Annotated in this window: 27 protein-coding genes; 7 read left to right on the top strand and 20 right to left on the bottom strand. The window is 70.1% G+C overall.

Translation table 11 applies throughout. The annotated features are described in order from the left end of the window. Positions 1–286: 286 nt before the first annotated feature. Together ACFYXU_RS36480 and ACFYXU_RS36475 are read right to left on the bottom strand one after the other, a co-directional pair. Positions 287–1,006, bottom strand: a complete 720-nt coding sequence (locus ACFYXU_RS36480; protein WP_389462022.1) for an NADAR domain-containing protein — start codon at positions 1,004–1,006, stop codon at positions 287–289. A 689-nt stretch (positions 1,007–1,695) separates the two neighbouring features. Then, positions 1,696–2,517: a hypothetical protein gene (locus tag ACFYXU_RS36475; RefSeq protein ID WP_389462020.1), complete on the bottom strand. Its 822-nt coding sequence runs from the start codon at positions 2,515–2,517 to the stop codon at positions 1,696–1,698. Positions 2,518–3,764: 1,247 nt separating this feature from the next. Here ACFYXU_RS36475 and ACFYXU_RS36470 point away from each other — a divergent pair. Then, complete coding sequence (locus tag ACFYXU_RS36470) at positions 3,765–4,283, top strand: hypothetical protein (RefSeq protein WP_389462019.1); 519 nt, start codon at positions 3,765–3,767, stop codon at positions 4,281–4,283. A gap of 134 nt (positions 4,284–4,417) precedes the next feature. Next, on the top strand, positions 4,418–5,071 hold the full coding sequence (locus ACFYXU_RS36465) for a DUF6000 family protein (RefSeq protein WP_389462017.1): 654 nt from the start codon (positions 4,418–4,420) through the stop codon (positions 5,069–5,071). A gap of 129 nt (positions 5,072–5,200) precedes the next feature. On the opposite strand, the gene ACFYXU_RS36460 is transcribed toward ACFYXU_RS36465, so the two are convergent. From ACFYXU_RS36460 to ACFYXU_RS36390, 15 genes are all read right to left on the bottom strand, one after another. After that, positions 5,201–5,644: a hypothetical protein gene (locus ACFYXU_RS36460; RefSeq protein WP_389462015.1), complete on the bottom strand. Its 444-nt coding sequence runs from the start codon at positions 5,642–5,644 to the stop codon at positions 5,201–5,203. Between the two features lie 207 nt (positions 5,645–5,851). After that, positions 5,852–5,998: a hypothetical protein gene (locus ACFYXU_RS36455; protein WP_389462013.1), complete on the bottom strand. Its 147-nt coding sequence runs from the start codon at positions 5,996–5,998 to the stop codon at positions 5,852–5,854. Between the two features lie 104 nt (positions 5,999–6,102). Further along, positions 6,103–6,291 (bottom strand): hypothetical protein, encoded by a 189-nt coding sequence (locus tag ACFYXU_RS36450; protein ID WP_389462011.1) that lies wholly within the window; start codon positions 6,289–6,291, stop codon positions 6,103–6,105. 77 nt (positions 6,292–6,368) lie between these two features. Next, entirely contained in the window at positions 6,369–8,507 is a 2,139-nt protein-coding gene (locus ACFYXU_RS36445; RefSeq protein ID WP_389462009.1) for a chromosome segregation protein ParM, read from the bottom strand. Positions 8,508–8,588: 81 nt separating this feature from the next. Next, complete coding sequence (locus ACFYXU_RS36440; RefSeq protein ID WP_389462007.1) at positions 8,589–9,005, bottom strand: conjugal transfer protein TraB; 417 nt, start codon at positions 9,003–9,005, stop codon at positions 8,589–8,591. Between the two features lie 23 nt (positions 9,006–9,028). Next, positions 9,029–11,263: an ATP/GTP-binding protein gene (locus tag ACFYXU_RS36435; RefSeq protein WP_389462005.1), complete on the bottom strand. Its 2,235-nt coding sequence runs from the start codon at positions 11,261–11,263 to the stop codon at positions 9,029–9,031. 133 nt (positions 11,264–11,396) lie between these two features. Further along, entirely contained in the window at positions 11,397–11,702 is a 306-nt protein-coding gene (locus ACFYXU_RS36430; RefSeq protein ID WP_389462003.1) for a hypothetical protein, read from the bottom strand. Further along, entirely contained in the window at positions 11,699–12,178 is a 480-nt protein-coding gene (locus ACFYXU_RS36425) for a hypothetical protein (protein WP_389462001.1), read from the bottom strand. The genes ACFYXU_RS36430 and ACFYXU_RS36425 overlap by 4 nt, the downstream gene beginning before the upstream one ends. A 184-nt stretch (positions 12,179–12,362) precedes the next feature. After that, entirely contained in the window at positions 12,363–14,102 is a 1,740-nt protein-coding gene (locus ACFYXU_RS36420; RefSeq protein WP_389461999.1) for a DUF2637 domain-containing protein, read from the bottom strand. A 136-nt stretch (positions 14,103–14,238) separates the two neighbouring features. After that, entirely contained in the window at positions 14,239–14,598 is a 360-nt protein-coding gene (locus ACFYXU_RS36415) for a hypothetical protein (protein WP_389461997.1), read from the bottom strand. 113 nt (positions 14,599–14,711) lie between these two features. Then, positions 14,712–15,014, bottom strand: coding sequence for a WhiB family transcriptional regulator (locus ACFYXU_RS36410; protein WP_389461995.1), 303 nt, complete (start codon positions 15,012–15,014; stop codon positions 14,712–14,714). 110 nt (positions 15,015–15,124) lie between these two features. Further along, positions 15,125–15,679 (bottom strand): hypothetical protein, encoded by a 555-nt coding sequence (locus ACFYXU_RS36405; protein ID WP_389461993.1) that lies wholly within the window; start codon positions 15,677–15,679, stop codon positions 15,125–15,127. Between the two features lie 57 nt (positions 15,680–15,736). Next, complete coding sequence (locus tag ACFYXU_RS36400) at positions 15,737–15,928, bottom strand: hypothetical protein (RefSeq protein ID WP_389461991.1); 192 nt, start codon at positions 15,926–15,928, stop codon at positions 15,737–15,739. 411 nt (positions 15,929–16,339) lie between these two features. Beyond that, on the bottom strand, positions 16,340–16,765 hold the full coding sequence (locus ACFYXU_RS36395; protein WP_389461989.1) for a hypothetical protein: 426 nt from the start codon (positions 16,763–16,765) through the stop codon (positions 16,340–16,342). A 106-nt stretch (positions 16,766–16,871) separates the two neighbouring features. Then, positions 16,872–17,759: a hypothetical protein gene (locus ACFYXU_RS36390; RefSeq protein ID WP_389461987.1), complete on the bottom strand. Its 888-nt coding sequence runs from the start codon at positions 17,757–17,759 to the stop codon at positions 16,872–16,874. A 295-nt stretch (positions 17,760–18,054) separates the two neighbouring features. Between ACFYXU_RS36390 and ACFYXU_RS36385 the strand changes: the two genes are divergently transcribed. From ACFYXU_RS36385 to ACFYXU_RS36375, 3 genes are all read left to right on the top strand, one after another. Next, the gene (locus ACFYXU_RS36385) at positions 18,055–18,489 is read left to right on the top strand and encodes a GntR family transcriptional regulator (RefSeq protein ID WP_389461985.1); all 435 of its coding nucleotides are present in this window, start codon (positions 18,055–18,057) and stop codon (positions 18,487–18,489) included. 205 nt (positions 18,490–18,694) lie between these two features. Beyond that, positions 18,695–19,735 carry an AAA family ATPase gene (locus ACFYXU_RS36380; protein ID WP_389461983.1) on the top strand — a complete coding sequence of 347 codons (1,041 nt, stop codon included), beginning with the start codon at positions 18,695–18,697 and terminating at the stop codon, positions 19,733–19,735. Next, complete coding sequence (locus ACFYXU_RS36375; protein WP_389461981.1) at positions 19,732–20,301, top strand: guanylate kinase; 570 nt, start codon at positions 19,732–19,734, stop codon at positions 20,299–20,301. Before ACFYXU_RS36380 ends, ACFYXU_RS36375 begins: the two co-directional genes overlap by 4 nt. 7 nt (positions 20,302–20,308) lie before the next feature. On the opposite strand, the gene ACFYXU_RS36370 is transcribed toward ACFYXU_RS36375, so the two are convergent. Both ACFYXU_RS36370 and ACFYXU_RS36365 read right to left on the bottom strand, forming a co-directional pair. After that, the gene (locus ACFYXU_RS36370) at positions 20,309–21,148 is read right to left on the bottom strand and encodes a DUF1932 domain-containing protein (protein WP_389461979.1); all 840 of its coding nucleotides are present in this window, start codon (positions 21,146–21,148) and stop codon (positions 20,309–20,311) included. 4 nt (positions 21,149–21,152) lie between these two features. After that, the gene (locus ACFYXU_RS36365) at positions 21,153–21,800 is read right to left on the bottom strand and encodes an HAD family hydrolase (RefSeq protein ID WP_389461977.1); all 648 of its coding nucleotides are present in this window, start codon (positions 21,798–21,800) and stop codon (positions 21,153–21,155) included. Between the two features lie 114 nt (positions 21,801–21,914). Between ACFYXU_RS36365 and ACFYXU_RS36360 the strand changes: the two genes are divergently transcribed. Beyond that, positions 21,915–22,181: a helix-turn-helix transcriptional regulator gene (locus ACFYXU_RS36360; protein ID WP_389461975.1), complete on the top strand. Its 267-nt coding sequence runs from the start codon at positions 21,915–21,917 to the stop codon at positions 22,179–22,181. Between the two features lie 880 nt (positions 22,182–23,061). Here ACFYXU_RS36360 and ACFYXU_RS36355 read toward each other — a convergent pair. Next, positions 23,062–23,484 carry a hypothetical protein gene (locus tag ACFYXU_RS36355; protein ID WP_389461973.1) on the bottom strand — a complete coding sequence of 141 codons (423 nt, stop codon included), beginning with the start codon at positions 23,482–23,484 and terminating at the stop codon, positions 23,062–23,064. Positions 23,485–23,854: 370 nt separating this feature from the next. Here ACFYXU_RS36355 and ACFYXU_RS36350 point away from each other — a divergent pair, with 370 nt between their 5' ends. Continuing rightward, a complete protein-coding gene (locus ACFYXU_RS36350; protein ID WP_389461971.1) occupies positions 23,855–26,311 on the top strand; it encodes a hypothetical protein in 2,457 nt (818 codons plus the stop codon). Positions 26,312–26,356: the final 45 nt, after the last annotated feature.

Below are 26,356 nucleotides of genomic sequence, written 5' to 3'. Positions count from 1 at the left end.
ACTCCTGATGCTCCGTATGCTTCCCAGCCGGACTGGCTGGTACTAGCGGACCGGGACAGGATGCCACGTATCGCCCCGCATGTAGGTACTGCGCCAGCGTTTCAAAACCGGGTTTTGAGATCTCTTCCTCGGATCGCAGGCTCCCAGCAGGTCCTCCACCTTCAAAACCCGGTTTTGACACGCTCGCGGTGAGCTTCTGAGTGAGTAGACGGCTCCGCGGGGCGGACACCAGGTGCGTGGTCTCACCGAAGTCTGACTGGCCAGTGAGGTCACGTACCTGGCCCAGTCATACGCCGGGAATGCCTGCTTGCCGCGCGTGCAGTTCGGAGCGGACGAGTTCGAGGAGACGCCCTGCCCAGTTGCGGCCCCGGCCGGCGTTGTCACCCCAGAAGCTCGAGTTCATGTCGTCGTAGATCAGGGTGGCATCGTCCGTGGCCAAGAGGATCTTGGCCAGCATGGGGTGCTGGTCGTACTTGGCGCGCAGCAGGCTCGTCATGACGGCGGTTCGGGCGTCTTCCCAGCCCTCACGGCGCGGGGCCTCGGTCGCGAGCTTGCGCGCCGCGGCAGCGGTTTCCGCCGTCGTGATGGCATGCCGGGTCTCGGGCCCGGTGACCGACAGAGCCCAGTAGGCGTGCGCGACGGAGGGGTACGCGCTGTCTGCGACCGTGATCGGGGCGGGATAGTCGTGGCGCAGGCCGAGCTTTCCGGGGTCCTCCACCGGCTTGTTCGGAAACGAGTGGTAGAGCTGGAGGGCCGGAGCCTGCGGCATCGCCGGTCCGTCCGCAGGGACATGGGGGGACCGCTCGGCCCTCCAGCGGACCCGTTCGTCGAAGTATGCGAGGGCGCTGTTGTAGTCCTCCTGCGTGACCGTTCCATCGAACGACAGGTAGGTCCGGCCGCCGGGCCCTGCCACCAGTACCCGCAGTGGCCAGTCTTTACTGTCCATGTCTCCCAGCGCGTAGCGGCGCTGCGTCTCCGGGACGGCTAGGAACGCGGTCCGGGCCACAGCTCGGTTCTCCTCTGTCCGGTCGGTGAGGAAGTAGTGGCCACCGTTACGGATGAAGGCATGACGCCAGGTTCCGGGTATGCGGACGCCGTCCGCTGTGCGATGGGTAACACGGTTGCCGATCGTCCTGGGATTGTGTCGCAGCAGCCGTAGGCAGGCCGTGAGTTTCCTTCGGGGTGGCCTCCGGCAGCTCCGGGCGACAGACATCGTTGGGCGCTGGATCGGGCAGGCAAGTTCGATGAGAGTCGTCCAGGCATGGTGAGACGTGTCACCAGGTTTGCCGCCCCTCGCTGAGGCTGCTTCATGGTCGAGCCGTTCAAAACCGGGTTTTGACGGAGGCGCTGGGGGAGACCCACCGATGAACGCGATCTGGAGGCCAGCGCATCCAGATCACTGAGGTGCCGGCCTTCGGCATTTGGGCGGTTGCGCCGCTGCTCCTCAGGGGTGAGCGCGGCAGCAGGTGAAGAGGTGAGCCGCCGTACAGAGGGCGATGCGGGGCGCGGGCCACGGTAGCGAGGGTGCTTCAGGCGGCGTCGGCCCGCTCGTGGCGGGGTTGGTCCCAGGAAACCGGCACTTCGATCCGGGCGGGTCCGAGGCCGTCGTTCAGGCTCCTTTCCAGCCGGTTGCGCTGCCCGGATGTGGTGCCTGCGAAGAGGCGGGGTGCGGGCGAGGCAGTTCTGGGTCGGCGGTCAGACAGGAACACCGGCCTGGTCCAGGACGGCGGGCATCTCGTCCTCTGGGAGCGCCGGGTTGGCACCCGCGCTGGATGCCAGTTCGGGGACGTGTAGGGCCTCGCGGAGCCGGTGGAACGGGAGGCGCGGGTCGCGGGTTGCCGCCTGACGCGTCCAGATGGCGGGGTCGTGGCTGAGCCGCTCGATCAGCTCCGGCGTGGCGGCCGAATCCCGTACGGCCAGCCGGCGGTAGTTCTCGTTGGGGTGGTTTGCGTAGCGGGCAGCCAGGCCCTCGCGGGGGAACCGAGGGTGCGTCTCCGCCATCCAGGCGGAGAACGTCCCGCCGAGCCTCGCGAACACGCGCATCAGGACCTCCTCGGGGGTGTCGGGGTGGTGAATGCTCAGGAGGTTCTCGACCACCGGGTCCTCGACGCGTGCAAGCAGGCGCAGCAGGTCGGGTGGCAGGTGGGGGCTTCGGGCGGCGGCGCGCTGGAGCAGCGGGTGAGCGGAGGTCGCTGCCCGGCGCATGACCTCGGGGTCGGCGAGCCCGTCCCGTACCCACCACACGCCGTCGCCTCTGTCGAGGGCCCTGGCCGTGAAGTGGATGGCCGTGCGCCGTGTCTCGTCCAGCTCGGGTCGAAGGGAGACGGCGAGCCGTACGGCCTCGTCGGGGTCGACGGCGAGCCGCTCTACGAGGTCGGCGGGCAGCGACGGGTTCTCGGCGAGGGAGGCCAGATGCGTCCGCTCGGCAACACACCGCTCGGCGTCGGCACGGTCAAGGAGCCCGCGGCGCAGCGCCTCGGCGGCGGACTTCGGGTCGCGGAGGAGTGCGGCGGTCACGCCAGCGTCCCGCTGGCACTCCTGTAGCTCGGCGGCCCGTCGCACCTTGGGGTCGGGGTCGGCCAGCAGCGCCGGCCGCTCGCCCGCCGACAGGGCCTCCCATGCACGTACCGCTTCCCGGCGCGCTGCCGCACGGTGATGAGTGGCCATCGAGGCCACGAACGACGGCGCCAGATGGGCGACTCCAGCAGTGCCGCGCGTACGGATCGATCCGGGTCGTCTAGGAGACGGGCGCACACGGCATCCGGGAGCGGCGCGACCTTTGCGCGCGGATCGAACACCTCGGGTCCATATGCGAGAGCTGCCCGCACCTTGGGAGAAGGATCGTCCGCGAGCCGAGCCCGTTGTGCAGGCTCCGCCTTGGCACTCATGGCGAAATCGATCCGGGCCCCCGGGTTCGGGTGGGCCAGGATCAGCGCGACGGCCGACTCGGGGAGATCGGCCCGGTGAAGAACGTCACGGGGCGGACGGTCACCGTCTGCCCCAAAGGCGAGCAGGCCCAGGAGCAGCGGCGTCGGCAGCGTCGGATTTCGGGCCACTCCGTCCAGCGCGGATGCGTGGAACGCCACCATGATTCCTCTACCCCCTGTGTCTTCCCCGGTCGGTCCGCGCCCATGATCTCGTATGCCATGCGTGACATCTGTCGATCACCGTTGCACCAGTCCTTGAGACTTTGACCAGCACAGATGCCTGCCGAGGGGAGGGCTCCCAGGTCACCAGCCCAACAGAAAGGACGTGGTGGAGACAGGCCTTACGGCCGTCGGCCGTGCCGTGGACCGTCTTCTTCTCGGTGGCCGGGTCCTCGTAGGTGACCGGGTGGTCGTCGGACGCGCCCTTCACCCGTGCGCAGAAATCCGACTGCACCCAGAAGTCGCCGGCGGCGCTGGCGGCGCGGGTCAGTCCGAACAAAGCGGCGAAGGCGGCGGGACGGTGAGCCTGCTTGGGATGGTCCTCGGGTCAGGCGGCCAGCAGGTGCGGGGCCGGGGGAGGGGTGTAGCAGGCGGGGTCGGCGGGCGTGCCGTCGTGGCGCTCCAGGCACGAGCCCAAGGTCTTCAGGGGGAGGCGATGCATCAATCGGCTCAAGCAATGGCGCGGCCTGGCATGCGCACCGACAAACTCGCCATCGCCTACCACGCCGCACTCCACCTGCCGCCCTCCTCATCTGGGCGCGAGGACCAGGAACCGCGCAATAGCGGACCTGAGAGAATCTCCGGCGTATGCGTCCGGGTTGTCAGGAGGAGTCGTCCATGTGGCTGGAGCGCAAGGTGGTCCCGGACGAAGACCGGGACCAATGGACCTGGACTCCGCTTGAAGGCGTAGGGCCCTTGAGGTTCGGACAGACGGTCGAGGAGGTCGCCGCCGCACTGCATGAGCCGATCAGCGGACGGGACCCGAGCGAGCAGTGGGTTCCGTTCTCCAGCTTGGGCGTCGATACCTACTACCGCTCGGAAGACTGGAAGCTGGCCGCAGTCGCTATCGATGCCTGTCACGGACCGCAGATCTCGTTCGGAGAGGTCCGGCTGGTGGGCCGACTGCCGTCGGAGCTCACGCCGTGGCTGGAAACAGGCGCGGATACCCACGAAGGCAGGCTGCGTTTCGGTCTGAACGGAGAGGCTGGCCTCCCCGGCCTCGGCCTGGTCATGCGCTGCCAGCAGAACGGCGACTTCACTCGCACCCGCCCCGTCATGGTGGCGCCCGAGTGGGCTGACATGAGCGTGGACAGCTGGGAAGGACCCCTACCCAGCAGGGAATGGCTTGTGTGCTGACATGCAGCCCACAAGCCCGGGCGCGTCCCGCTCCGCAGACACACCAGCACCGGCCAGAGAGGCAGGCCCTATGAGGCGCCGCGGAAGCCGCGTGGGTCATCGCCTGTCCTCGGACAAGCAGGGCAGGGAACGGGATGGCTCAGGTCCGCATCAGCGGGCAAGGTCGGTCGCGTGATCGCGATCTTCACGACGATGCCGAGTTGCTGGCCTTGGTTCGCCGCTATGTCACGCCCGAGCGGCGCTACCTGAAGCTCGGCGGTGGCTTGCTACGCATGCAAAGTCCTGATTCCGACCGATTCATGCGAGATCTCTGTGAGGACGCAGGACTCATCAACGCAGATGAGATCGCCAAGCTCCTTGAAGGCGGATGGCGAGAGCGGAGGACTGCGGCTTGGCTCGTAGCTGTCTCGCGCCGGACCGAGTTCCGTGAGTGCCTTGGGGAACTGCTGCTGGCCAGCGAGGTGTGCTGCACTGGGCTGGCCTACAGCGTGGCCATGGCCAGCTTTGGAACGGCGCGCGACGCTGACCTGCTCGCCGCCTACCTGGATCGCTACCTCCGTCGTCCTGATCTCGGATACGACCAGACTGTCGTCATGGGCGCTCTCCAGTTCATCGATCTGAACCTCGGAAGTGGTCAAGCCGACCGCTTCCGGCAACCGGGGGGCCTGTGGAAGCAGTGGCTCCAGGACGCACCGCACATGCAAGACGACCCGGACCCCGCTCCCCACTTTCTGAGCCTCATCCGTCGGCTCTGCGCACTCGTTGACGAATACGCAGAGGCGCTTTGACCGCTCCCATCTCGTGGTGGTCGCTGGACCATGGCCGCCGCCCGGTGAAGTAGTCAGATCTGCGTGCGGTACTCCATGTAGTCGAGCCAGTCGCGCCTGGCGTATCCGGCCCAGCAGGGTGGCATCGGGTCAGAGGCTGCGGGCGTCGGCGAGGCTGGCGGCCTGGGCGAGCATGCGCATCGGGATCCGGTCGGAGCCGTGGGCGTCGTTGAAGGACGGCACGGAGTCGACGTGCTCGCCGAACTTTCTGCGGATCGCGTCCAGGAGCACGGAGGTGGCGTCGGTTTCCAGGCCGCTCTGGCCGATGGCCTCGGCGCGGATGGCTCCGAGCATGCAGTGGGCGCCGTCCTCGTCGGCCAGGGCGCCGGAGCACCAGCCGCCGGTGAGCAGGCGGTGGTGGGCGCGTTGCAGCAGGGCGGCGACCGGGGTCGGGTAGGTGGCTGGTGGCGGCTGGAGCGTTGGGGTCAGCGGGACGGTGACGATGTCGGCCAAGTCCAGGGCTTCGATGGGGATGTGCGCGGTGTTGACCGCGTGGGCGACGGCCGCTTCGTTCAGGCGTGCGGTCATCTTCATGTTCACGACGGTGAGGCGTTCCTCGAGGGTCAGTGCCGCCGCCGGCGGCGCGGCGGCCTGGTGGGTGGTCGGGGCGGGCGGGTGGATCGCGGGGGAGGGTGCGGTGTCGGCGATGGCGGGCTCCAGGCGGGAACGCGAAGGGCGCCGCCGGGATCGTTCCTCGGCGGCGCCCTTCGGCGTCGTGCAGCGGGGGAGGGGAGAGGCGCGTTAGTCGTCGGGGGTGTAGTTCAGCGCGCCGCAGTTCCAGCAGTCCCATTCGTCGGGGACGTCGACCAGGTCGCAGCAGTTGCAGCCGTCGCCGTGCACGATGCAGTCCTCGGCGCAGCTCCAGCAGGTGTAGTGCAGGTGTGCCATGGCCTTGTCCTTTCCCCAGTGATCGTGGTGGGGCCCGACAAGAGCATGCGCCAGCTACCGGCGTTTTATTGCTGAGTTGATGATGCTGGCCTGGATGGATTGGGTCAGAGGCTGGCGATCAGTCCGGCGAGCGAGGCGAGGCCGTTGTTGATGGTGGGGGCCAGGCCGGTCGCGGCGAGGGTGAAGCCGAACAGGGCGCAGGTGGCGGCGGAGCCGACACGGACGTAGCCGCTTTTGACGAGGACGACGACGATGATGCCCAACAGGACGGCGGCGGAGATCGACAGGGCCACGGCGGGTGCTCCTTCGGGTTGGAGGTGGTGCCGGCCGTGCTCGGGTGTGCCGGCCCCGGGGTTGGGTGCGTGTGCGTTCAGGCGTCGGTGAGGCTCTTGATGGCCTCCAGTGCCTGGCGGGGCGAGGTGATCTGCCGCTCGGTACGTCGGCTGCTGCTGCGCTTGCCGCTGCCCTTGCCTCCACCGCTGCCGCGTCGGCTGGACTTGCCCTCGCCGTCGTCGCCTTCCTCGGGCTCGGGCCAGAACTCGCCCGGCCTGACGGGCTCGTTCCAGTCGAACCACAGGCCGCGCTTCTCCAGTTCGCTGATCTCGTAGTGGGTGAGCCTGACGACTTCGTCGGGGAAGAGGGTCGTGAGGTCGGTGTCGAAGTCCGCGAAGAGGCTGCGCATGAGGACGGCGCGGCCGTTGTCGAGGACGATGACGGCGACGCCGCCCGTGCTGACGCCGTTCTCCGGGTCGGCCTCGCCGCGCATGGCCCGCTCGATTGCGGAGCCTTCGCTGCGGGAGTAGCGGGCTGGGATGGTCGGCACGTCGTGCGGGTTCTCCATCGTGCCCTCCGCGGCCTTGCGGGTGGCGCCGGGCGAGCCCATGTTGAAGATCACGGGCCTGGAGTTCTGCCGGAGGTTGTCCTTCATCTCTGTGCTGAACCCGTTGTGGGCGAACGGGCTCTGGCCGGCGGGCTTGAAGCCGATGCCGTACTTGAGGCCGGTGACGGTGAGGTCGTCGCCGTCGGTCTGGATGAATTCGCCGAAGTCCCCGTCTTGGGCGGCGGTCATGTACTCGTCCGCGTATACGTTCAGCTGCTGGTAGGGGCAGCGTGGGTCGCCCGGTTTGTAGTCGTGCGGCTTGCCGTCGTGGGGCCAGGGCATCTCGGCCCTGATCTCGCACAGCGCCTTCGCCGCCCGCAGTTGGCGGGCCATCCACAGGGCGTTCGAGCCCTGCCGGTCGATGTACTGCCCGAGCGTGGTCGTCTTCTCGTCCTTGCGGACGGTGGACAGCCACACCACCTGGCCGGCCAGGGACTCCGCCGCCATGTTGATCGCGAAGAACTGCGTCTTGCCCGACCGGCTGACTCCGAGGACCAGGCCGTGGGCGGCGGCGTTCTTGTCGTGTTGGAACACCATGTTCTTCACCGGCTGGCCGGTGATGGTGAACCCGCAGACGAACATGCCCTTCTCGTCCGGGGTCAGCAGTTCGCGGGTCGCGGGGAAGATCTGGGACAGCGGGGGAGTGTCGAACGCGCTGATCAGGAACTCGGAGCCGTCGATGAGAACGAACACGCAGGAGTCGTCCTCGGACAGGCCCAGGGCGCGGCAGAGCTTGGCCTGGTCGATGCGCGGCGTCTCGGTGGAGTCGGCCATCTTCGCCCGGTAGAACGTCACTGCGCGCTCGGTGTCCCGCGTCCGGTGGACCAGGACGGAGCCGGGGGCGCCTCCCTTGGGGCCGGCCACCCGGTCCACCCACCGCTCGGCGTCGGTCGGCCTGGTGCGCCGCCGGAGGTTGGCCTCGGGGGTGATGCTGGCCTCCATCCAGCCGGGACCGCCCTGTCGGCCGGTCTGGAGCGGGACGTCCGCGAGGGTGACGTCGGCCGCGGGCACCCCGAAGGCCGCGCCGACGGCCTCCGGGGACAGGCCGGTGATGGGCCGCCCGGTCTCCGAGGCCCGCAGCAGCAGGGTGAGGTCGTGCCGCATGCCGGGGTGCCTGGTGGCCTTGACGACGTGGGTGCGGGCGGGCATCCCGGCGCGCTCCCACAGCATCCGTGCCTCGTGGGTGAGCCGGTCCGCGCCGGCGTCCGGGAATGCCGGGGTCGGTTCGGGGGCGGCCTCGGCGGGCAGCAGCTGCGGGGCGGGGGCCGCGACGGCGGGACGGTGGCGGCGGCGGGCGTGGCGGGAGTACGGCATCACCAGGTAGCCGGCCACTGCCCATCCGGCGGCGAGCAGTCCGTCCGTCCAGTACGGGCCCCAGCCGGTGGTCGTCTTGGCGGCGACGTCGACGGCGGCGGCCAGGACCAGCGGGGCCCACCGAAGGATCTTGCGTCCGGCGCCGGTCTCCTCGCTCTTGGATGCGAGGACGATGCCGCCGATTCCGGCAGCGCCGGCCAGCTGCACGACCTGGTTGACGGGGCTGTCGGGGTAGAGGTTCGGGGCCACGGCCAGCACGGGGGCGGCGAGGCTGTAGGCGAGGCGTTCGAGCGTGACACTGCGCGGCGTGGCCACCGGTTTCTCCTTGGGGGCGAATGGGACGGGCGGCCCCGCTGGTGTGCGGGGCCGCCCGTGGCGGAGGTGGGGGAGTGGGAGTCAGCGGTTGAAGAACCCGGGCCTGGGCGTCTTCTCGCGCCGGTTGGAGCGGATGTCGTCCAGCGCGCCGTAGAGCCTGGCGTGGGTCCGCCGGGTCTCATGGGTGAGGTCGGCGGTCTCCTGGGCGGTGTCGCACAGCGTGCGGACCTCGCGGGCGGCGCCGACCAGCGCGCTCTCCACGTTGTTCGTGAGCGACACGAACTTCGGGTCGAGGTGGGCGTTTGCGATGTCCTGCGCCATGTCGCCGGTGTCGTTGGCGTTCTTCTGCATGCTGCGCTGCAGCGCCTCCAGCTCGAGGCCGGCGTCGTCCATGGCCTGACCGAGCTTGTCGAGCTTGGCCTGGACGGCCTTGTACCGGTTGTCGTCGTCGGCCATGACGGGTGCCGTGCTGCTGCGGGGCGCGAGATCGCTGTTCATCAGCGGGATTCCTCCGGGTCGTTCTAGTCGTGGTGGGCCGCGGCCGACGCGTGCGCGAGCCCGGCGTCTTCCTTGGCGGCCATGTCCTCGCCGTACACGCGGGCGACTTCCTTGGCGGCGATCCGGGCGGCCTCCTTGGCGATGCCGCACTGCTCGGCGCACCGCTCGGCCTGCGCCTTCATGCGGGCCGCGGAGTCGGCCAGGTCCGCGATGAGGTCGGTGACCTTGGTGTCGATGTTGTGGTCGCCGACCAGGTCGGCGGCCATCTCCCGTAGCGCGTCGGCGAGCTTGCCGAGCGCCTCCATCAGGGCCTCGGCGCGCTCTTGGTCGGAGGCGGCCTTGATGGCGACCTTCGCCATTCCCATCAGGTACTCGTCGAACGTGATGTCCGTGTGGTGCTGGGCGGCCAGTCCGCTCGCACCGGTCGGTCTGCTGACTTCCGAGCTGCTCACGCTGCTCCCTTCCGTGCTGGTCGGCCGACTGGTGCCGGGTCGTGCGGTGTGCGGTTCCGGCGCTGGCGGCAGGCTCTTCACGCCGGTGGTCACGGGCGCGGGCCCGTCGTGGGCGATGTCCGCGTCGACGGTGTCGTCGTCGCCCTTGCTGCCGGTGCGCGGCGGGCGGGTGGGCCGGTCGGGCCACTCCACCGTCGGCGTGGAGTCCTCCTTACCGAACGGGCTGTCCGCCGGGCGGCCGTGCCGCCGGGGCCGGCCAGCACGCCCGGTTCCTGCCCGCCCGGTCCGGCTGGTGCGGCGGGCGCGTTCACGCTCACCGGCCCGGTCGGCTCCGGTGCGTCGCCTCCGGAACCGGCGCCGCTTCTTCGAGCCGTCAGACGCCCCGTCACCGGTGTTGGAGTCCTTGTCCGTTTCGTCGGTCGCCTTGCCGTCTTTCGTGGCGCTGGAGCGCTTGTCAGGTCCGTCCTTGGCGGTCCTCTCGCCCGCGCCCTCGGCGTCCTTGACCTTGGCGTCCTTGTCCTTGGCGTCCTTGTCTCTGTCCTTGGTCAGGCTGACCTTCTCGGTGCCCGCCTTTCCGACCTTCGCGTCCCTGGCCGCCTTCGCGTCGGCCCGGCGCTGGTCGAAGCGGCGCTGGGCCTCTTCCGCGACGGCCTGGCCCACGGTCGTGCGGCCCGGCCCGGACGACGCCGCGGATTCCCGCTTCGCCTTCCGCGCCGCGTCGCGCTCCGCCCGCTTCGCCCGGCGGTCCTCCCACTCCTGCTGCCGGTTGGCGCGGGCCTGGTCGCGGTCCTTGGTCCGGTCGGCGAGGCCGGCGGTGTGCCCGGCACTACGCCGCTCCTGCCGCCCGGCCTGCCGGACCCCGGCGCGGTCCTGGCGACCGCGGACCCGCTCGGCGCGGGCGCTGGACGCCGGACCGCGGTCGGTCCGGCCGCCGCCGTCGCCCTTCGAGGTGCCGCTGCGGCCGGAGCCGCCCGAGCCCGTCTGGGAGCCTTTCGAGCCCCCGGACGACCCGTTGCGCCCGGAACCGGCTGTATGGCCGCCAGAGGACCGCTCAGGGCCTTTCTTGCGGTCCTTGCCTCCTCCGCCGCTCCCGGTTGAGCCGGCCCCGGAACGGCTCCCGGACTCGCCGGAGTTGGGGCCGCGCGAGGACCCGGGCTTGTTCGGCCCCGGGCTCGAGTGGGAGCGGGAAGGCCCCGTGCCGCCACCGCCGCGCGGGGACCCGCCGCCACCGCCGCCGGCCTTCGAGCGGCCCTTGTCCGCGCCCATGCCGGAGCTGGACGCCTTCGTACGGTCGGCGTCCGCTTTTCCGCGCGCCGCCGCTTTGTCGCCCTTCGCTTTCATCATCGCGGCGTGGAGCTTTCCGTTCTGCTCCATCATCGCGACTTCCTGCGCAGTGCGGCCCTCGATCAGCGCGGCCTTCCGTGCGATTTCAGCCTCACGGAAAGGAGCTTCGCCTTCATGAAGCGCCCGCGACCTTTCCAGCCGGAATTCGAGCCAGTCACCGAGACGATCGGCGAGGGAACGAGGCTGGGCGTATTCGCCTTCCTCGTATTCGCCGTATTCCTCATTGGCTTCCGGTTCCGAAATCCCTTCCGACCGCATGGCCAACGCCGGGTCCGGGGCAGCCGGGATCGGCGGCAACTCCATCGTCGTCTCCTCCGGGGACTCCGGCGGAGCCTCCGGAATGCACGCGGGCGGAATGGTGTCGGCGAAATCCGGAATCGGCGGTGGCGCGTACGAGGAATCACCGCTCCAGGGGCCGCGGACCAGGGTCCCGCTGCCGGACTCATCGGGCTCGTCGGACACGGTGCACCTCCCTCCAGGGGGACTTGACAGACAGTGGGATCTCGTGTGCACGCGCGTGCACGTGCACGTGTGCACGCTTTACGCGCGCGAGGCCCCGCCGGAGCCCGGCGGGGCCTTCGTTGGTGACGGTCAGTTACGCGGGGCCGTGCTGCTCCAGCACCTGCTGCGCGTACTGCATGAGGTGGTTCCACAGCCGCCCGTCGCCCTCGGCCCGCTTGTCGATCGCGAGCTTGAACAGGCGGCACACGCTGGTGAATCCGGGGATGACGTCACTGCGCCCGGCTTTGACGTCCTTGGAGATTCGGGACCGAGTAACGCGAAGCCAGAATTCCATCCGGCCCATCTCGCCGCGACTTTCGATCGCCTTGCGCTCCTCTTCCTGCAACCAGCTGTTCCGCCCTTGAATGGAGCGTTCGACGCTGGTGAGGGGCCGCGTCACGCCGACTCCCTGTTACCCAGGTCGAAAATCGACGTGGGACCAACATAACCGGGATTCTGGCTCTGCACACCCTGCTGTGACGGACTCGGAGCGGCCTGGAGCGGCTGCGGGTTCTTCTTACGCCACTTCTCGAGCTCCTTTTCCTTCCTTTCATTGGCCGTATTCACCACCACCTCGTCGTGGGTGCGGCGCTTGTAGGCGCTCTTTTCCAGGCCGACGGTCAGGTTGTGCAGGTTCTTGAGAACCTGCCCGAGGGCCTTTTCGACGGGCATGGCACGCAGTCTGGCGTGGTACCAGCGGTCGCCCTCCACGTGGGTGTCGCGCAGGTGCACACGCGTCTCGTGGGCGAGGGTCTCCAGGTTCTGGCCGATGTCCAGCAGGACCCTCTGGACATCGGCCAGATATCGGGCCGTGGCCTCCGGGCTCTGCGCGACGTCGCGCAGAGGGGAGTAGTTCGGATGGTTGTTGCTGTTCACGTCGGGTATTCCCTCCTGGTGTACTGATGGGGCTATGACTGCTTCCGGCAGTCGCAGCGAGGGCCAGCCCGATTCGCGCGGGCTGGCCCTCACTGGTGTGTGCCGGACGGCGGGTTCAGGGGCGGTCGCCGCCGGCGGGCAGCTCGGCCGTATCCTTGCGCTACTCCGGGTCTGTTCGTGCAGGTCAGGCGACCTCTGAGGGCAGCTCTCCGGTCTCCTGGAGGAGCTGGATGGCGCGCTTGCGGCGGCCGGAGGCGGTGGCCTGGGAGAAGCCGAAGATCTCTTCGATCCGGCTCAGCGTGATGGCCTTGACGCCTTCGTTGCGAATCATGTCGGCGATCTGCCGGGCCTCGCGTTCAGGCGGGGTGAGGCGGGCTTCAGCTTCCAGCATGGCCGCCTTCAGCTCGTCCTCCGCCGCCTTCAGGCGGGCCGTCTCCGCGGCCGCCTTGTCCTCGGCGATCCTGCGCTCAGCGGCCTGGACAGCGGATTCCGTTTCAAGTCCCCTCAGCCGGTCCCGCTTGGCCTTCAGGTCGGCCTCAGCAGCGATCCGGCGGGCTTCAGCGGCCTGCTTATCCAGCTCGGCGGCCCGCGCGTCCTCCTCCCTCTTCACCCGGCGGGCCGTGGCCGCCTCCGCGCTCTCCTTCAGCTCGACTTCAGCTTCCAGACGGCGGGCTTCAAGCTGCCGTCGGTGCCCGTCCTCCTTCTGCCGGGCCAGCAGGTCGGCACGCTCCGACTCCCAGCTGAGGTGGTCCTTCTCCCGCTTACGGGCCAGATCGTCCTGCCGGGCCTGCTCTTGGGCCTCCAGCTCACGAATCGTCGCCTCGGCCTCCGCCTGGACGCGCCGCGCCTCGGCCTCGGCCTGCGCGCGGCGGACCTGAAGGTCGGCTTCAGACTGCTGAACCGCCACTGAAGCCGCCGCCTCGGCCTCCGCCCTGGCCTTGGCCAGATCGCCCTGGGCGCGGACCTTGGCGGCTTCCGCCTGAAGCTCGGCCGCCTTGATCTGAGCCTCCGCTTCAATCCTCTGAAGCTCTGCCCGGGCCTGCTGAAGGCTGCGCTTCTGCTCCCGAAGGTTCTGCGCGGCCTCCTGACGGTCGGGCTCTTCGAGGGCCTGCTCGACCGTCATGCCGTAGGCGGCGAGCCGCAGCGGCTGAAGCCGTTCCTCACTCGACCTGAAGCGCCACCGCCGGCCGTACTCGTTGCGGAGTCCGGAGCGGTAGACCATGAGCTGCCGGTCGCGCTCCAGCGCTTCCTCGTAGGAGGTGATCTCCCACGACTTCATCAGCCGGTTGACCCGGGCTGAACTGACCGGCTGGTAGAACCAGCGGGAGAAGCGGATCCGTTCCATCTGGCGCCGGTTGCGCAGCCGGCCGATGTGCGCGGCGTACAGGTGGGCGGCGATCTCGGAGAGCACCACCCACAGCGCGGCGAGCGCGGCGTGCCCGAGCTTGCCCTCCGTCGTCGCACCGGTGTTCCAGTTCAGGACGATGGTGACGACGGTAAGGGCACGCGGCACCCACTTGACCCAGGCCAGCGGCTTCTCCGCCTTGACCAGGAGCAGGTTGACGATGGAGAACGTCAGGATGCCCAGGTCGATGCCGACCGGAAGCATCCAGGCGTACTCGCCCCAGCCCCAGCCGCCCTCGGCGGCCGTCCTGGCGGCCTTCTCCTCCAGGGCCTTGTAGGAGGAGGCCAGGCCGAGGGTTCCGACGCCGACGCCGGAGGCGATGCCCGAGCGCAGCAGCCACTTCTCGCCCCGGGACCACGACAGGGAGGGTCCCGCCGGGGCCGTCTCGTCGGTCGTGTCGGGGGAGTGGGGGCGGTGACCGCCGGGGATCTCGGTGACCGGTTCGGGAGCGGGGCGGGGGAGGGGGTAGTGGTCCGGTGCCGCCTCGGCGGAGCGGACCGGGTCCGTGTGAGTCGTCATCAGGTGTGCTCCGTAAGCAGTCGTGCCGACGATCCGGCAAGAGGGGAGTGGTCAGAGCGGCGTGGTCCCGAGGTCGCCGGCGAGCACGTGGGCCAACCGGTGCCTGGTGCTCCCGGAGAGGGGGCAGGGAGGGTAGTCAGCTCGTATGGAGCTGGGCGCCGTGGCGGCGGAGGTCGTCAGTGGTGATGCCGTAGATCCGGCACTTGTCGATCAGCGGCTTGAGCGCGGTGCCGGCAGTGCGCGCCTCGGGCGATCCCTCGCCGAACAGCTTCTGCGAGTTCAGCAGGTCGTTGATCGCGGTCGCGGTGCGGACGGCGTGCCGCTCGACACGGCCCTCGCCCTCCCACTCCTCCGCGATGATGTGGAGGGTGGTGCGCCAGCTGCCGTCGTAGTCGTCGGGGCCGATCGGCGGAATGTCGCTGCCGAAGATCGCGAAGACGCACGCCTGGGCGGTGGTCTCCGTGCCGGGCTGGAGCGGGGGCATCGTCGTGGCCATGAAGGCCTCCCTTTGACTGTTCGGTCCGGGCTGTCCGGCTCCCCTTCGCTGCCCGTCCCGGCCACCGTGTTCCAGCGGCCGGGACGAGCAGATCAGGCAGCCGCCAGAACGGTTCAGGCGGCGCTCGTGTGGGCGGTGCGGCGCTTGAGGGACCGGCGCTCCCTCTCCGACATGCCGCCCCACACCCCGGCGGTCTCGCCCCGGTCCAGCGCGCCCTGAAGGCAGGGGGCCTGGAGCGGGCAGCGACGGCAGACCGCCTTGGCCTCTTGCTCCTGGAGCAGGGTCGGTCCGTTGTCGCCGGTCGGGAAGAACAGCTCCGGGTCGACGTCGGCGCAGGCCGCTCGGGGGCGCTCGGGCGTGGTCGCGGTGGAGACCGCGCCGTAGTAGACGGTGCGTACGATGGACGTGCGATTCATCAGGGCCTCCCAAAAGGTCCGGTGCAGAAGACAGCCCCGGGGCGGCCACCCCGGGGCTGCTGCATTTCGCTGCGTGCGGTCGAACGGTCAGAGCGAGCGGGGGACGTCGTTCAGTCGGCGTGCTGCGCCTGGGGGGCGTTGGGCCCGTAGGTGCGGGCGAAGCGGGCGCCGGCGGTCAGCAGGGCGCTGACGTCCTGGTGGGTGCGGTGCTGGCGCTCCGTCCAGGGCGTGGCCGCGGCCTGGTCGTGCCGGGTGAGGGCGCGGATCAGCAGGGTCAGGACCTCGGAGGCGACGTAGCGGGTGTCGCTGTCGCCGTCTTCGCCGTGCGCAACGTGCTCCAGCGCCATGGGCAGGGTGCGCGGGGCGCCGGCGGTGGTGATCTCGTCGCGGACCACGATGAGCATCTCGCTGAGCATGTCCTTGATGCTCATCGTCTGGATCGCGGGCAGCGCCGTGCTCACGGGCGTGGGGGAGGGGTAGGTCCGGGCCCAGCCGGTGGTCGCCAGCAGGATGTTGGCCGCGTCGAGGTGGCGGGCGATCGACTCGCCGGTCGTCTCCTCACCCGAGCCGCCGGTCCACACCGGGCGGTAGGAGTCGCGCGCCAGGTCGGCGGCCCGGGCGAGGATCTCGTTGGTGAACACGGCGGCGGTGCTGGTGGTGGTCATGGGGTTCCTCTCTGGGGAACGGAGCCGCCCCCGCCGGGCGGCGGGGGCGGAGCGGGCTCACTTCTGGTTGAGCTGGTTGAGGTACCTGGTCTGAAGAGTCGAGAACGACTCATACAGACGCGCCCCGTCGCGGCAGGCCGCGCCGGGGGCGGTGGCCGTGCAGGCCGCGCAGTTGGAGGCGTGCTGGCGGTAGGCGGTGTCCGCGGCCATGTACCGGCGGTACAGGTCGCTCGTCTGGCGTCCGGTCACCGGCAGACCGGGCACTGCGGGCTCTCGAACCAGCCGCTGCACGTGCTGCACTGCCACAGGTGCCGCAGAGGCGCGGCCAAGACGGCCAGGAGCGTCTTCATGCCTCCGCCTCCCTTCGGGCACGTGCCTGGTTGCGTGCGGCGCGTCGTCCGCGACAGATCCAGTCCACGACAGTCACTTCCCCTGCCGGACGCGGCGCAGGGCCTCGTCCATGTCGGCGTCGGAGTCGGTCGGGCGCTGTGCGAAGCTGTTCTTCATAGGTCCTCCGCGTAGGTCCTGGACAGCCTCGGGGGCGCAATCCCCGGGGCTGTCGCTCGTTTTGGCGGGTCGTACGACCAGCCACGACCAGCGGCCACCCTCGGTGCAGAAGGGGGTGGCCGCTGATCGTGGGCGTCGTCCGGGGCCGTCTGGTCAGGCGGCGGCGTACTCGGGGCGGCATTCGGAGCGGATCGACCGGCGCAGGCGGTCGGCATAGGGGAGCAGGACGTCGACCAGGCGCTCGCGGACGCGGGCGGTGATGGTCGGGTCGGCGGCGAGGATGTCGCGGCCGGCGTCGACGCGGGCGGTGATCTCCACGCCGTGCGCGAGGGCGAGCTCGTGGCGGCGGTCGGGCGGGACGGTCAGGACCGCGGCCGCGTACCGGCGCATCTCCCGGGCGGTGCCCGCGGGCTCGTACATCGTCAGCGGCGTACCCCAGACGGCGTCGCGGTCGACCTCGGCGTCGGTGAGGTCGACGGGGAGCGGGACGTCGAGCTCGTCCAGGAGCGCGAGCGTCTCGGCGTCGAACACCTCGCCGCCGCTGGGCCGGTGGGACGTCAGGGTCAGGGTGGCGGGCATCAGGACCTCGGGGGTGCGGTGAGCGGGCGGGGACGGGAGCAGACGGCCCCGGCCTCGGCCCCCGCGCGGTGCGGGAGCCGAGGCCGGGGCCTGGGCGGTTGGTGGGTCAGGCCGCGAGAGCGGGCTTGCGGCGGCGGGCGCCGAAGGCGGGCTTGCGGCAGCGGTCGGTGTACGCCGCGGCGGTCTCGCCCGGGGCCGGCGAGGGCAGCTCGGCCCGGACCGCAGCCACCAGCTTCGTGTGCTCGGGCTGGTCGGCCAGGGTCAGGGGGCGGCGCCAGAGCGTGGCCAGGTGCGTGTAGGCGACGCGGGCGAGGTGCTCCTCGAGGGCGTCGCTCGCGGAACGGTCCGGGGCGGCGTCGGCCAGGACGCGGAAGGTGCCGGCGGCCAGGGCGCGGACGGAGCGGTCGTCCCCGGCGTCCTGCCCGATCATGGCCGGCAGGGCGCCGGCGGGTCCGTCGACGGCCCGGCCGCGCGTGGTGGGGATCGCGTCGGTGGGAACCGTACGGGCGGCGTCGGCTTGGCGAGCGGCGGGAACCGCACGCTCCCACTGGGCTCGCCGGTCGGCGGGGCGCTCCTGCGGCCGGGCGACCTTGAGGGTCTGGACGGTGGCGCGCCGGTGGCGGGTGACGTCGACGGCGAGGCGCTCCTCGCGCGCCCACTCGTCGTACTGGTGGTTCCAGGCGTCCGGGGTGATGTCGACCTCGACGAGCCGGTTGCTGGAGTTGCAGCGGATCGCGTCGGCGGCGCCGGCCTTGCCGGTGTGGTGCGGGACGAGCTTGAGCAGGTAGGTGCCGCGGTGGGGGGTGACGGCCACCCAGGTCTTGCAGGCCGGGCAGACCAGCGAGATGCGGCGCTTCTCGGTGGACTCGACCCGCCGCATGTCGATGTGACCAGGGGACAGGGTCGAGAGGACGATCGCGTCGAGGGGACTGACTCGGGAGGTACGGGTGCGGCCCCGGCGCTTGGCGGCCTTGGGCATGGCGAGCTCGGGCATGGCGACTCCTCGGCAGGAAGAGGGAGGGGGTTCGCAGGGGCGGATGCTCTCTCCACCCACCAGGTCCACGAGCCAACGGCCCGAATCCCGGCGGACAGACAGCGCATCAGCGCTGAGGTCGTTTCCAGTCCTGCCAGCCGGGGGGTTTGATCGTGCTACCGCCTCCGACCACCTGCCCGCCTCCAAAGAGACAAGCTGCAGAAACTGTGGTGGTGCTGACTCGGTGCTCCCGAAGGACCACGAGCTTTACGTACAAGGTGCACTATGTGTATAAGGTTGTCAAGGAGGTGTTCCCATGACGACCCAGACCCTGCACCGACTGCCCACCGAGCTCATGTGCTGCACTATGAGCAGCTCAAGCAAGCGGCTATATGAGGAAGGAGCAGTGGTGGGGAACGGTCAGCCGGAGTATCAGCGCGTCATGGAGGACCTCCGCCAACGGATCGCCGACGGCCGTCTTGCAGTCGGAGACACGATCCCTTCGACCGCCAAGCTGGGGTCGCAGTACGACGTCTCCAGCACCGTGGTACGGCGCGCCGTCACGGAACTGACCGCCGAGGGCCTTCTCTACGGACAGGCAGGGAAGGGCGTATTCGTTCGCGCCCGACCGACGCCTGTCGCAACGCAGCCTTCCACGGCTGAGCTTGCTGCCACCGTCCAGAGGCTTGAGGCCAGGCTTGACGCGATGGCTACCCGACTCGAAGAACTTGAGCGAGAGCGGAAGACCTGATCGCGCCACGCCAAACGAAGCAAGTCGACTGTGCACCGGACACCTCCTCATCCACCATCCGGCTGCGCTGCTGGAGCAATCACACCGCGAGTGCTTCGGCAAAGACATCACAGCGCGCTGTCGAAGCACGTACATGAGCTCGTTCACGGGTTTTCAACATCCGTGTACACATGGGATTTCAGGCCCGAGCTCTAGGCTCGCAGGCATGACGATGACGGAGGGGCAGAGGGTGGGGAAGCAGCGAGCGGGGTGGCGGCCGGACCGGCTGCGTGAGCAGCGTGAGGCTCACGGCCTGACCCTGGAGAAGGCGGGCGAGCGGCTGCGGGAGGTCGCTGAGCAGGCCAAGCTGAAGGGGATCCCGGCCGCGAATCCACAGACGTTGTGGCAGCACGAGCAGGGCGAGGTCTACCCAGGTCCGCACTATCGGCGCGCTTACTGCCTCCTGTACCGCGCGACCGAGCCCGACCTGGGGTTTCGTGCCGCACTGCCGGGGGAGGAGACGTCGTCCTTCAGGCTCACGCCGGCGGATGACCGCATCAACGGGTCCCACGTTCTGGCGGTCGAGCGTGCGATCCACCGGATCACGCCCGGTTCGAAAGAGGCTGACCACCTCGGTCTGCAGCAGCGGATCATCGACGCGTGGAAGCGCCGTCACACCGGCGGCGATCCGCACCGTCCCTCACTCATCTTGGTCGGCGGATTCGCCGGGTCCGGGAAGACGGAGTTGGCGCGCTTCTTCGTCCAGCTCACGGGCTGGCCACTGCTCGACAAGGATCCCCTGACCCGTCCGTTGGTGGAGCGCCTGCTCGTCGCGCTCGGCGGTGACCCACACGACCGGCACAGTGAGCTCTACCGAGAGCAGGTGCGGCCGGTGGAGTACGACTGCCTGATGCAGTCAGCGCTCGCGAACATGCGGTGCGGGATCTCCAGCGTGCTCTCGGCGCCGTTCATCGCGGAGATGACGGACGCGAACTGGATGCAGCGCCTGGTCAACCGTGCGGGCTCGCTAGGTGTCGATGTGTTCCCGGTATGGGTGCGCTGCGACGAGGAGTCGATGCGGGAGTACATCACGTTCCGCTCGGCGGCCCGCGACGCGTGGAAACTTCAGCGGTGGGACGAGTACATGGCCACGGTCGATCTGGACCTGCGCCCGGCAGTGCCTCACCTTGTGGTCGACAACCGGTTGGGCACGGCAATCTCGCTCGCGGATCAGGCCCGTCAGGCAATCGGGGCGATGTACTCGTGACCGGGCTTCAGGGGGTAGTCCTGTACGGCCCGCCGGCGGCAGGTAAGGACACCATCACGACCGCGCTCGCCGAGCTGCACCCGCAGTACGTGCAGTTCACACGGCTCAAGGTCGGGACCGGCAAGTCCGCCAGCTACCGGATGGGCACGGCGGAGCAGCTGCGCGAGCTGGAGGCCGCAGGCGACGTCGTGTACGCGAACTCGCGGTATGGCAACACGTATGCGGTCGACCGGCCGGGAGTTGATGCCGCGTTCGCGGCCGGTGTGCCAGTGGTGCACCTCGGGCAGGTCGATGGCATCCAGTCCCTGGTCAGCGGTTACCCGGCCCAGTGGTTGGTGGTGCTGCTGTGGTGCCCGCGTGAGGTGACCGCTCGGCGGTCCGCCGAACGCGGCGACGGCGACACCGTTGCGCGGCTGGCGGCGTGGGACGCGACCCGCGAGGATCTGAACGCGCACCCGAACCTGGCTTGGGACCTGACCGTGGACACCACTACCGCCTCGCCGCAGGACGCGGCGCAGCTCATCGACCAGCTGCTGGTGCAGCGGGCGGGAGCGGCGACGGCATGAGCGCGGGCTACGGCTGGGCGAGTCGGTTCAGGGCGTCGGTGAGCGTGAGCTCGCCGTCGTCCTTGACGTCGTTCCACCGTGCCAGCGTGGTCGCGGCCGCGCGCAGCATCTCCGGTGGGAGGCCGACGGCCTCGAGGGCGTCGGCGGCTTCCTCCAGTTCCGGGCCCCAGCGCCAGGCGCGCGCGGCGGTCTTGGCGACGTACTGTGGCTCGGAGAGGTACGAGTCGGTGCGTCGGGAGGCGATCTCGATGAGCTCCTGGTCGACGCCGTGCTCGTGCGCCATGCCGACCGCGAGCGCCACCAGCACCCGGCTGGTCTTCTGGAACGAGGCGTACGCCAGCTTCAGCGCGGACGCCTTCCCGACCTCCGTGCCCAGCACCGCCGTCTGGACGGCGGTGCCCATGAACAGCGCCTCGATGCGCTCGGTCGCCAAGGCCGGGCCGGACAGGTACAGAGTCGGCGTCTTACCCCCGATCGGCGGAGAGCCGACGACACCGCCGTCCACGACGGTCGCGTCCGGTGTGAGCAGCGCAGCGATCCGCTGGGTCCGCTCGGGGTTGACGGCGTTCGCCTCCACGTACACCCCGGTGAAGCGATGCGCGGCGACGTCGCGTGCCAGGTCCTCGGCTACGGCCGGCGGGCAGAGACTGATGACGATGTCGCTGCGGTCCAGCAGGTCAGACAGCGTGGCCACGGGCGTCAGGCCGAACTGGGCGGCGCGCTCTTGGGACGCGGTGCTGCGCCCAGTCTCGCACCACAGGACCGCGGCCGCGTTGGTCGCGGCGCAGGCGGCAATGGCGGCGCCCATGCTGCCGGGGTGGAGAATGCCGACGGTCGGCTGGTCCACGGTGTCACTCCGTCTCGGTGAGCAGGATGGTGATGGCGTCGGTGACGTCGTCGACGACGTGCTGTGCGGCGGGGAGACCGTCGGGCCAGGGGCGACCGCGCAGCCAGATGGTGCGCAGGCCAGCCTGGTGGCCGCCGCCGATGTCCCCGGCCGCGTTGTCGCCGACCATCCAACCGCCATCCGCGAGGCTCACTCCGCAGCGGGAGGCCGCGAGTTCGAAGAGGCGCAGGTCTGGCTTGCGGATCTCCAGGTCGCCCGAGACGGCGACGCTGTCGACCAGGTCGGCGAGGCCGGTCGCGGCCAGTTTGGCGCGCTGAATGTCGCCAGCCCCGTTGGTAACGATGCCGATCGTCCATCTGGCCGTGCGCAGGCGGGCCAGGCCCTCGAGGACGTCAGGGCGGCAGGTGACAGTGGTCGCCATGAGGTCGACGTACTCCTGCCACAGGTCCGCCGCCGACGCCTCCAGTCCGAAGGTGTCCCGCAGCCGTACGAAGTCGTTGACGGTCGCGCGGTCGGCCAGCTCGTTGCGCAGCCACTGATCGGCGTCTGGGGAGAGCCCGCGGGAGCAGCACAGGGCGGTCAGGGCGTCGCCAAGTGCCGACCGTCGGTCGACCAACGTGTTGTCCAGGTCGAAAAACGCGAGGCGGGTCACGGGCACGGACCCTACCCGGCTTGTGGCAGAGCTGGGTTCGCGCTGCGGACGCCTCCCGAAACGAGATCACCTGGTGTATGTTTTCGGAGAACATCAAGTGAGATGGAGGGTGCTATGTCGGATCCGCTGCGTCGAGACGATGCCCTAGTGGATGCTGACACGCTGCCCCCGCCGCACATTCGTCGGCAGCTACGCATCGCCGCGAACCTCACCCAGGCGGAAGTCGCCGAGGTCATCGGCGTCAAGCGCCTCGCCATCGTCGGATGGGAAGCTGGGCACACCCAGCCCCACCGCAGCAATCGCCTGAAGTATGCGGAGTTCCTCCGCGGCTTGGCCAAGGAGCACCCGACCGTCGCCCAGGGAGGGCCGCGTGAGGACTGATCTTGCTCCCGGTTTCGGGTACGCCGACTCCGCCTTCGGTATCGAGGGGGTCGGGGTGACGTAGCCGCCACCGGCCGCGCGCGCCAAGTGAGTGGACTGAAATCCACTCCGGCCTCGCGCGGCCCTTCGCGCCGACCATCAGGTCGGCCGCCCAGTCCCCGGTTGGCCCCGGTTCTGGGCTCCAGCTCATTGAGCTGGATCTTTCACTCATTGCATTACCCCGCTTTGGCAAGCGGGTTGCTCCACCCGGTCGTCCCTTGGCAAGGCGACCACCCCGGCTTTCCAGGAGCCCCTTTGGCAGGGGGCCTCTGTTGAGCCACCAACGTCACCCCGGGTTCGGCGGTCTTGGCAGGCCGTCGGGCTCGGAGCTTCAGCTGTCCGGTTGTCCGGTGGTTGGGGTGTCCCTCACACAAACCGCTCGGCCGTGGTCGGGTCCCTTGGCAGGGGCCCGGTCGCGGTCAGGGCGATGCATATGAAGGTTGGTGTCTTCGCCATAGTGCCCGATCTGGTGTCCCCTGAAAAGTCGAGCACTGCCCGTTTCGGTGCGGTTCGCACCTTTAGCGATTTTCATGTGACGGAACAGGCGTCCCCGATCCGACACTTCGCGGCTTTTGGACAGGAAGCGGCTCTTCCTGTAGGAAGCCACAACTCGGCCAGGTCTGTCCGGTCGGTGTCCGCCCGCGTCCGCAACGACTCCGTCGGCGGCATCGAGAGGCTCGTCCCGTGTGGCGGGACTCGTCCCAATGTTTCTGCCCGCAGTGCGGCAGCGCTGAGGGCAATCGGAGCTTCGTGGCCTCTGTCCACAGGCCCGGTCACCGAGCCTGTCCGAATGATCTTCACGACCTACTGCGGTGGACCGGGCCGGCGAGCGCTCTCGATGTCAGTGGGCAGCGGCAAGTTCCGGCGGCGCGTCCATCTTCTTTTCGACAAAGGACCACTGGCCGTTCGGCGCGGAGAGGGGGGTTCCGGGCGGGACTGTCAGCCAGAGGGAGCCGTCGTCGGCGATGAGCAGCAGGCCCTGCGCGTGGAGGGAGTGCAGAGTGTCGCGGATCTCGGTCCGTGCGGTGCCCATGGACTCGGCCAGGACAGTGGTCAGGGTGGTGTCCTCGAGGATCAGGTCGAGATGCCCTGCGGCGCCCAGCGGGATGTACGGCCCGTAGATGCTGCGGTAGTCCAGAAGGAGCTGCATGGTGCGGGCTTCGCCCGACTTGGGCCCGAATGCTGCGGCGATTGCGCTCATCACGTCGTTGTCGGAGCCGACGGGGCGCTCCCAGTCCTCGTAGAAGACGCCGGGCGGCTTCATGTCGTACAGGCTCTTGGGCTGTCGGGGGCGGGGAGCCCGAGCCGGGCGGGGGCCGATCCGCTGTGCGGCCGCCGTCCTCCGGGCGGACTCTCGGGCACGGCGGGCTGCGGGTCCTTCTTCTTGGCTGCCATGTCCCGCACAACGATTTGTTCGGCAGCAGGTTCCCCTGCGCGCCGGTGTGCTGCGTAGACGGGGGTGTGTCCCTGTGATGTCGAGGGCGACGCTCGTCGCGCTGCGGCCGGCCCCGGCAGACGACTCCGTAGACAGCCCTATGGTCATCCCGCGGCAGCGGGCCGCGCTGCGGTCGGTGTCGGCCTCTGGACAGCCGGGTGACGGAGGCCTGGAGGACCCGTTGCGCCTCGGTCGTGCAATGCGGCTGCGGCTGCGCGCTGCGGTGATGGCGCTGCTGACGGACCCGTCGATTGCCAGGTTGAAGGACGCGCCAAAGTTGGCGGCGGTGGTGCTGTACGCGAAGTCGCGGGCTCCGAAGGGCGCGAAGAGCGACAACCAGACGTCGATCTGGGTCGCGGAGCTGGGCCGCTGGCTGGGGGTGGGCGAGTCGACGGTCCACCGCAATGTGCTGGGTCCGATGCGTGCGACGGACGGGCTGCACACCAAGGTGGTGACGGACGCGCAGGGTCACCCGACCGGCCTGGACTGCCTGGTCATGCCCCTGTGGCGTGCCCGTAACGAGGGCGGGGTCGCGCATCCTCTGGCGCTGTCGAAGGCGGAGCTGGCGACGCTGCTGCGCCTCATCGAGGCGTTGTTCGGGCCGGGCTGGTCGCCGGAGGGTAAGGAGCCGACGCCGCCGGGGCTGCTGGCTGGCCGCCGGGGCAAGGGGGCTGCGACGGACCGGCTCGGGCTGCTGCTGATGGTGCTGAACACCCGGGCGTCGGGCTGGCTGCAGCTGTGCGGCGGGTCGGTGAAGGTGCGGGAGGGGCGTGTGGCGGCGACGCTGGCCCGGCTGCTGGGCTGCTCGCCGGCCGGGGCTCGGAAGGTACTGGCGCGGCTAGCTGAGGCCGGGGTCGTGGCGCGGGAGCACAGGGACACGGCGACGCGTATGCGCGGCAAGGGCAGGGTCATGCTCCTGCCGGTCGCCCACGCCTATGGCCGCCGCTCACGCTTCCTGGAGGCTGTTCAGGAGCCCAAGCCCTCATTTTCGGTGCGTCCCGTTAGTGCAGTCGGAGATCATGGTCAGGCCGATGATGCTGCTGCCCTTGGTACGTCTGGGATCGGGGGTGCTGAGGGGGCCGGGGATGCGGCGGTTCAGGAGCGTCCCGATAGTGCAGAGCTCCACGCAGACCACGCTTCTGGGGTTACTCCTGTAGTTCCTCCGCGGCTCTCTGGTGGCTTTTCCGGCGAAGGCCGTGGGGGTGAAGGCCGTCGGCCGGAGCGCGCGTGCGCAGTGGAGGACCAGACCGTCGACGGCGAGACCGCCATGGCCGGGTCCGGGAGCCCGACGGCCGACGCTGACCCGCTTCGCGGTGAGAAGCCGAAGAAGTCACCGGTCGACGAGCAGGAGCAGGCAGGCGCCGTTGCCGCTGGTGCTGGTGCCCGGCTGACGGTCGTGGGTGGTCGAAAGACGCAGCAGAGGCGGTCGGAGCTTCCTGCCGATCTTGACCTGCGAGTGGCTCTGACGCCGGTGGCCTGGCTGTGGCAGGGGCTGAACCGCTGGCAGCAGCATCGCGTCGTGGAGGCGGCGAAACTGGAGCTGGCGCAGCTGCGGAACGTGTTGGAGTGGCCGGCGCAGGCCCCCTCACTGCTTGCCGCCCGGCTGAAGTCCCGGCTGGAGGAGACTGGCGGCGAGGCCCTGGTCACCCGCGCGTTCGGCTGGATCACCCACCGGGGGCTGGTGCGCCGGCCGTCGTGCTCGGACGTGCGGTGCGACGACGGTGCCCGGCTCGACACCGGCGCCGACTGCGACAACTGTGCCAACATCCTGCACTCGCGCCGGGCGTGGCGGGTGCGGATCGCGGCCGAGGTCGACCAGGAGTCGCCCGGCCTGGAGGCGGACGCTCGGTACCAGGAGATCGAGGCCCGGATGCGCCGTCACGCCGAGGCTGAGGCAGCCGACTTCGTGGCCCGTCAGGCCGAGGCCCGGCAGCGGGCGGAGCGGCGTGCGGCGGCTCGTGCCGAGGCCGAGGCGCAGGCCGCAGTCGAGCGGGAGCGGGCGGCGGCCGAGGCGGCGGTCCGGCAGGCCGTGGCGTGCGAGGACTGCGGCCGGCAGCAGTCGGCCGGGCTGTGCGAGGCGTGCGACCACCGGCGGAAGGCCGAGGTCCTGATCGGCGAGGCCGGTCTCCTCGCAGCCACCTGGTCGGCCGACCCGAGCGACCCGGTCGCCGTCGCGGCCGTCGCCGCCGAGGTCCGGACGGCCATCGAGGCCGCCATCGCCGCCTCGTGGGTGGAGTTCCAGCAGATCACCGACCCGGCCGCCCTGGAGGCAGCTGGCCCGGGCGCCGTCGAGGACGCCGCGGCGCACACCGCCATGCTGACCGCCGAGAGCGCGGCCGCGGAGTACCGGCACGAGGCCCTGGTGATGCTCGGCCGCAGCGAGGACGCCCAGGCGGAGGCCCGCAAGGCGTACGCGACCGAGCTCGCCAAGCCCTGGCACCAGGCCCTGCCCGACAGCGACGACGCCCTGCGCGCCGCGACCGAGGCCGCCGCGCGGGCGCAGACCCGCACCGCCGAGCACCTGCTCGCCGTGCGGCTGGAGCAGCTGCACACCCAGGCCCGCCCCACCCCGGTCCGGCCCGCTCCGTGGTCGCAGCGCCTGCCCGAGCTCGCCGTCCGACCGCTGCATGGAGAGGCCTTGGAGATGATCGCGTGAACGCCGTACCGGAGCTCTCCGGCGTGGACCTCGCCCGCCAGGCCC

Origin of the sequence: Streptomyces sp. NPDC002232, assembly GCF_042890295.1 — a bacterium.
Classification (GTDB): Bacteria; Actinomycetota; Actinomycetes; order Streptomycetales; family Streptomycetaceae; genus Streptomyces.
This window is presented reverse-complemented; position numbering and strand designations above follow the sequence as displayed.

Coding starts and splice junctions, on each gene's coding strand:
- ACFYXU_RS36470 (WP_389462019.1), top strand. CDS start 3,765: ATGTGGCTGGAGCGCAAGGTGGTCCCGGACGAAGACCGGGACCAATGG.
- ACFYXU_RS36465 (WP_389462017.1), top strand. CDS start 4,418: ATGGCTCAGGTCCGCATCAGCGGGCAAGGTCGGTCGCGTGATCGCGAT.
- ACFYXU_RS36460 (WP_389462015.1), bottom strand. CDS start 5,644: ATGAAGATGACCGCACGCCTGAACGAAGCGGCCGTCGCCCACGCGGTC.
- ACFYXU_RS36455 (WP_389462013.1), bottom strand. CDS start 5,998: ATGGCACACCTGCACTACACCTGCTGGAGCTGCGCCGAGGACTGCATC.
- ACFYXU_RS36440 (WP_389462007.1), bottom strand. CDS start 9,005: ATGAACAGCGATCTCGCGCCCCGCAGCAGCACGGCACCCGTCATGGCC.
- ACFYXU_RS36420 (WP_389461999.1), bottom strand. CDS start 14,102: ATGACGACTCACACGGACCCGGTCCGCTCCGCCGAGGCGGCACCGGAC.
- ACFYXU_RS36415 (WP_389461997.1), bottom strand. CDS start 14,598: ATGGCCACGACGATGCCCCCGCTCCAGCCCGGCACGGAGACCACCGCC.
- ACFYXU_RS36410 (WP_389461995.1), bottom strand. CDS start 15,014: ATGAATCGCACGTCCATCGTACGCACCGTCTACTACGGCGCGGTCTCC.
- ACFYXU_RS36405 (WP_389461993.1), bottom strand. CDS start 15,679: ATGACCACCACCAGCACCGCCGCCGTGTTCACCAACGAGATCCTCGCC.
- ACFYXU_RS36395 (WP_389461989.1), bottom strand. CDS start 16,765: ATGCCCGCCACCCTGACCCTGACGTCCCACCGGCCCAGCGGCGGCGAG.
- ACFYXU_RS36390 (WP_389461987.1), bottom strand. CDS start 17,759: ATGCCCGAGCTCGCCATGCCCAAGGCCGCCAAGCGCCGGGGCCGCACC.
- ACFYXU_RS36385 (WP_389461985.1), top strand. CDS start 18,055: ATGACGACCCAGACCCTGCACCGACTGCCCACCGAGCTCATGTGCTGC.
- ACFYXU_RS36380 (WP_389461983.1), top strand. CDS start 18,695: ATGACGATGACGGAGGGGCAGAGGGTGGGGAAGCAGCGAGCGGGGTGG.
- ACFYXU_RS36360 (WP_389461975.1), top strand. CDS start 21,915: ATGTCGGATCCGCTGCGTCGAGACGATGCCCTAGTGGATGCTGACACG.
- ACFYXU_RS36355 (WP_389461973.1), bottom strand. CDS start 23,484: ATGAAGCCGCCCGGCGTCTTCTACGAGGACTGGGAGCGCCCCGTCGGC.
- ACFYXU_RS36350 (WP_389461971.1), top strand. CDS start 23,855: ATGCGGCTGCGGCTGCGCGCTGCGGTGATGGCGCTGCTGACGGACCCG.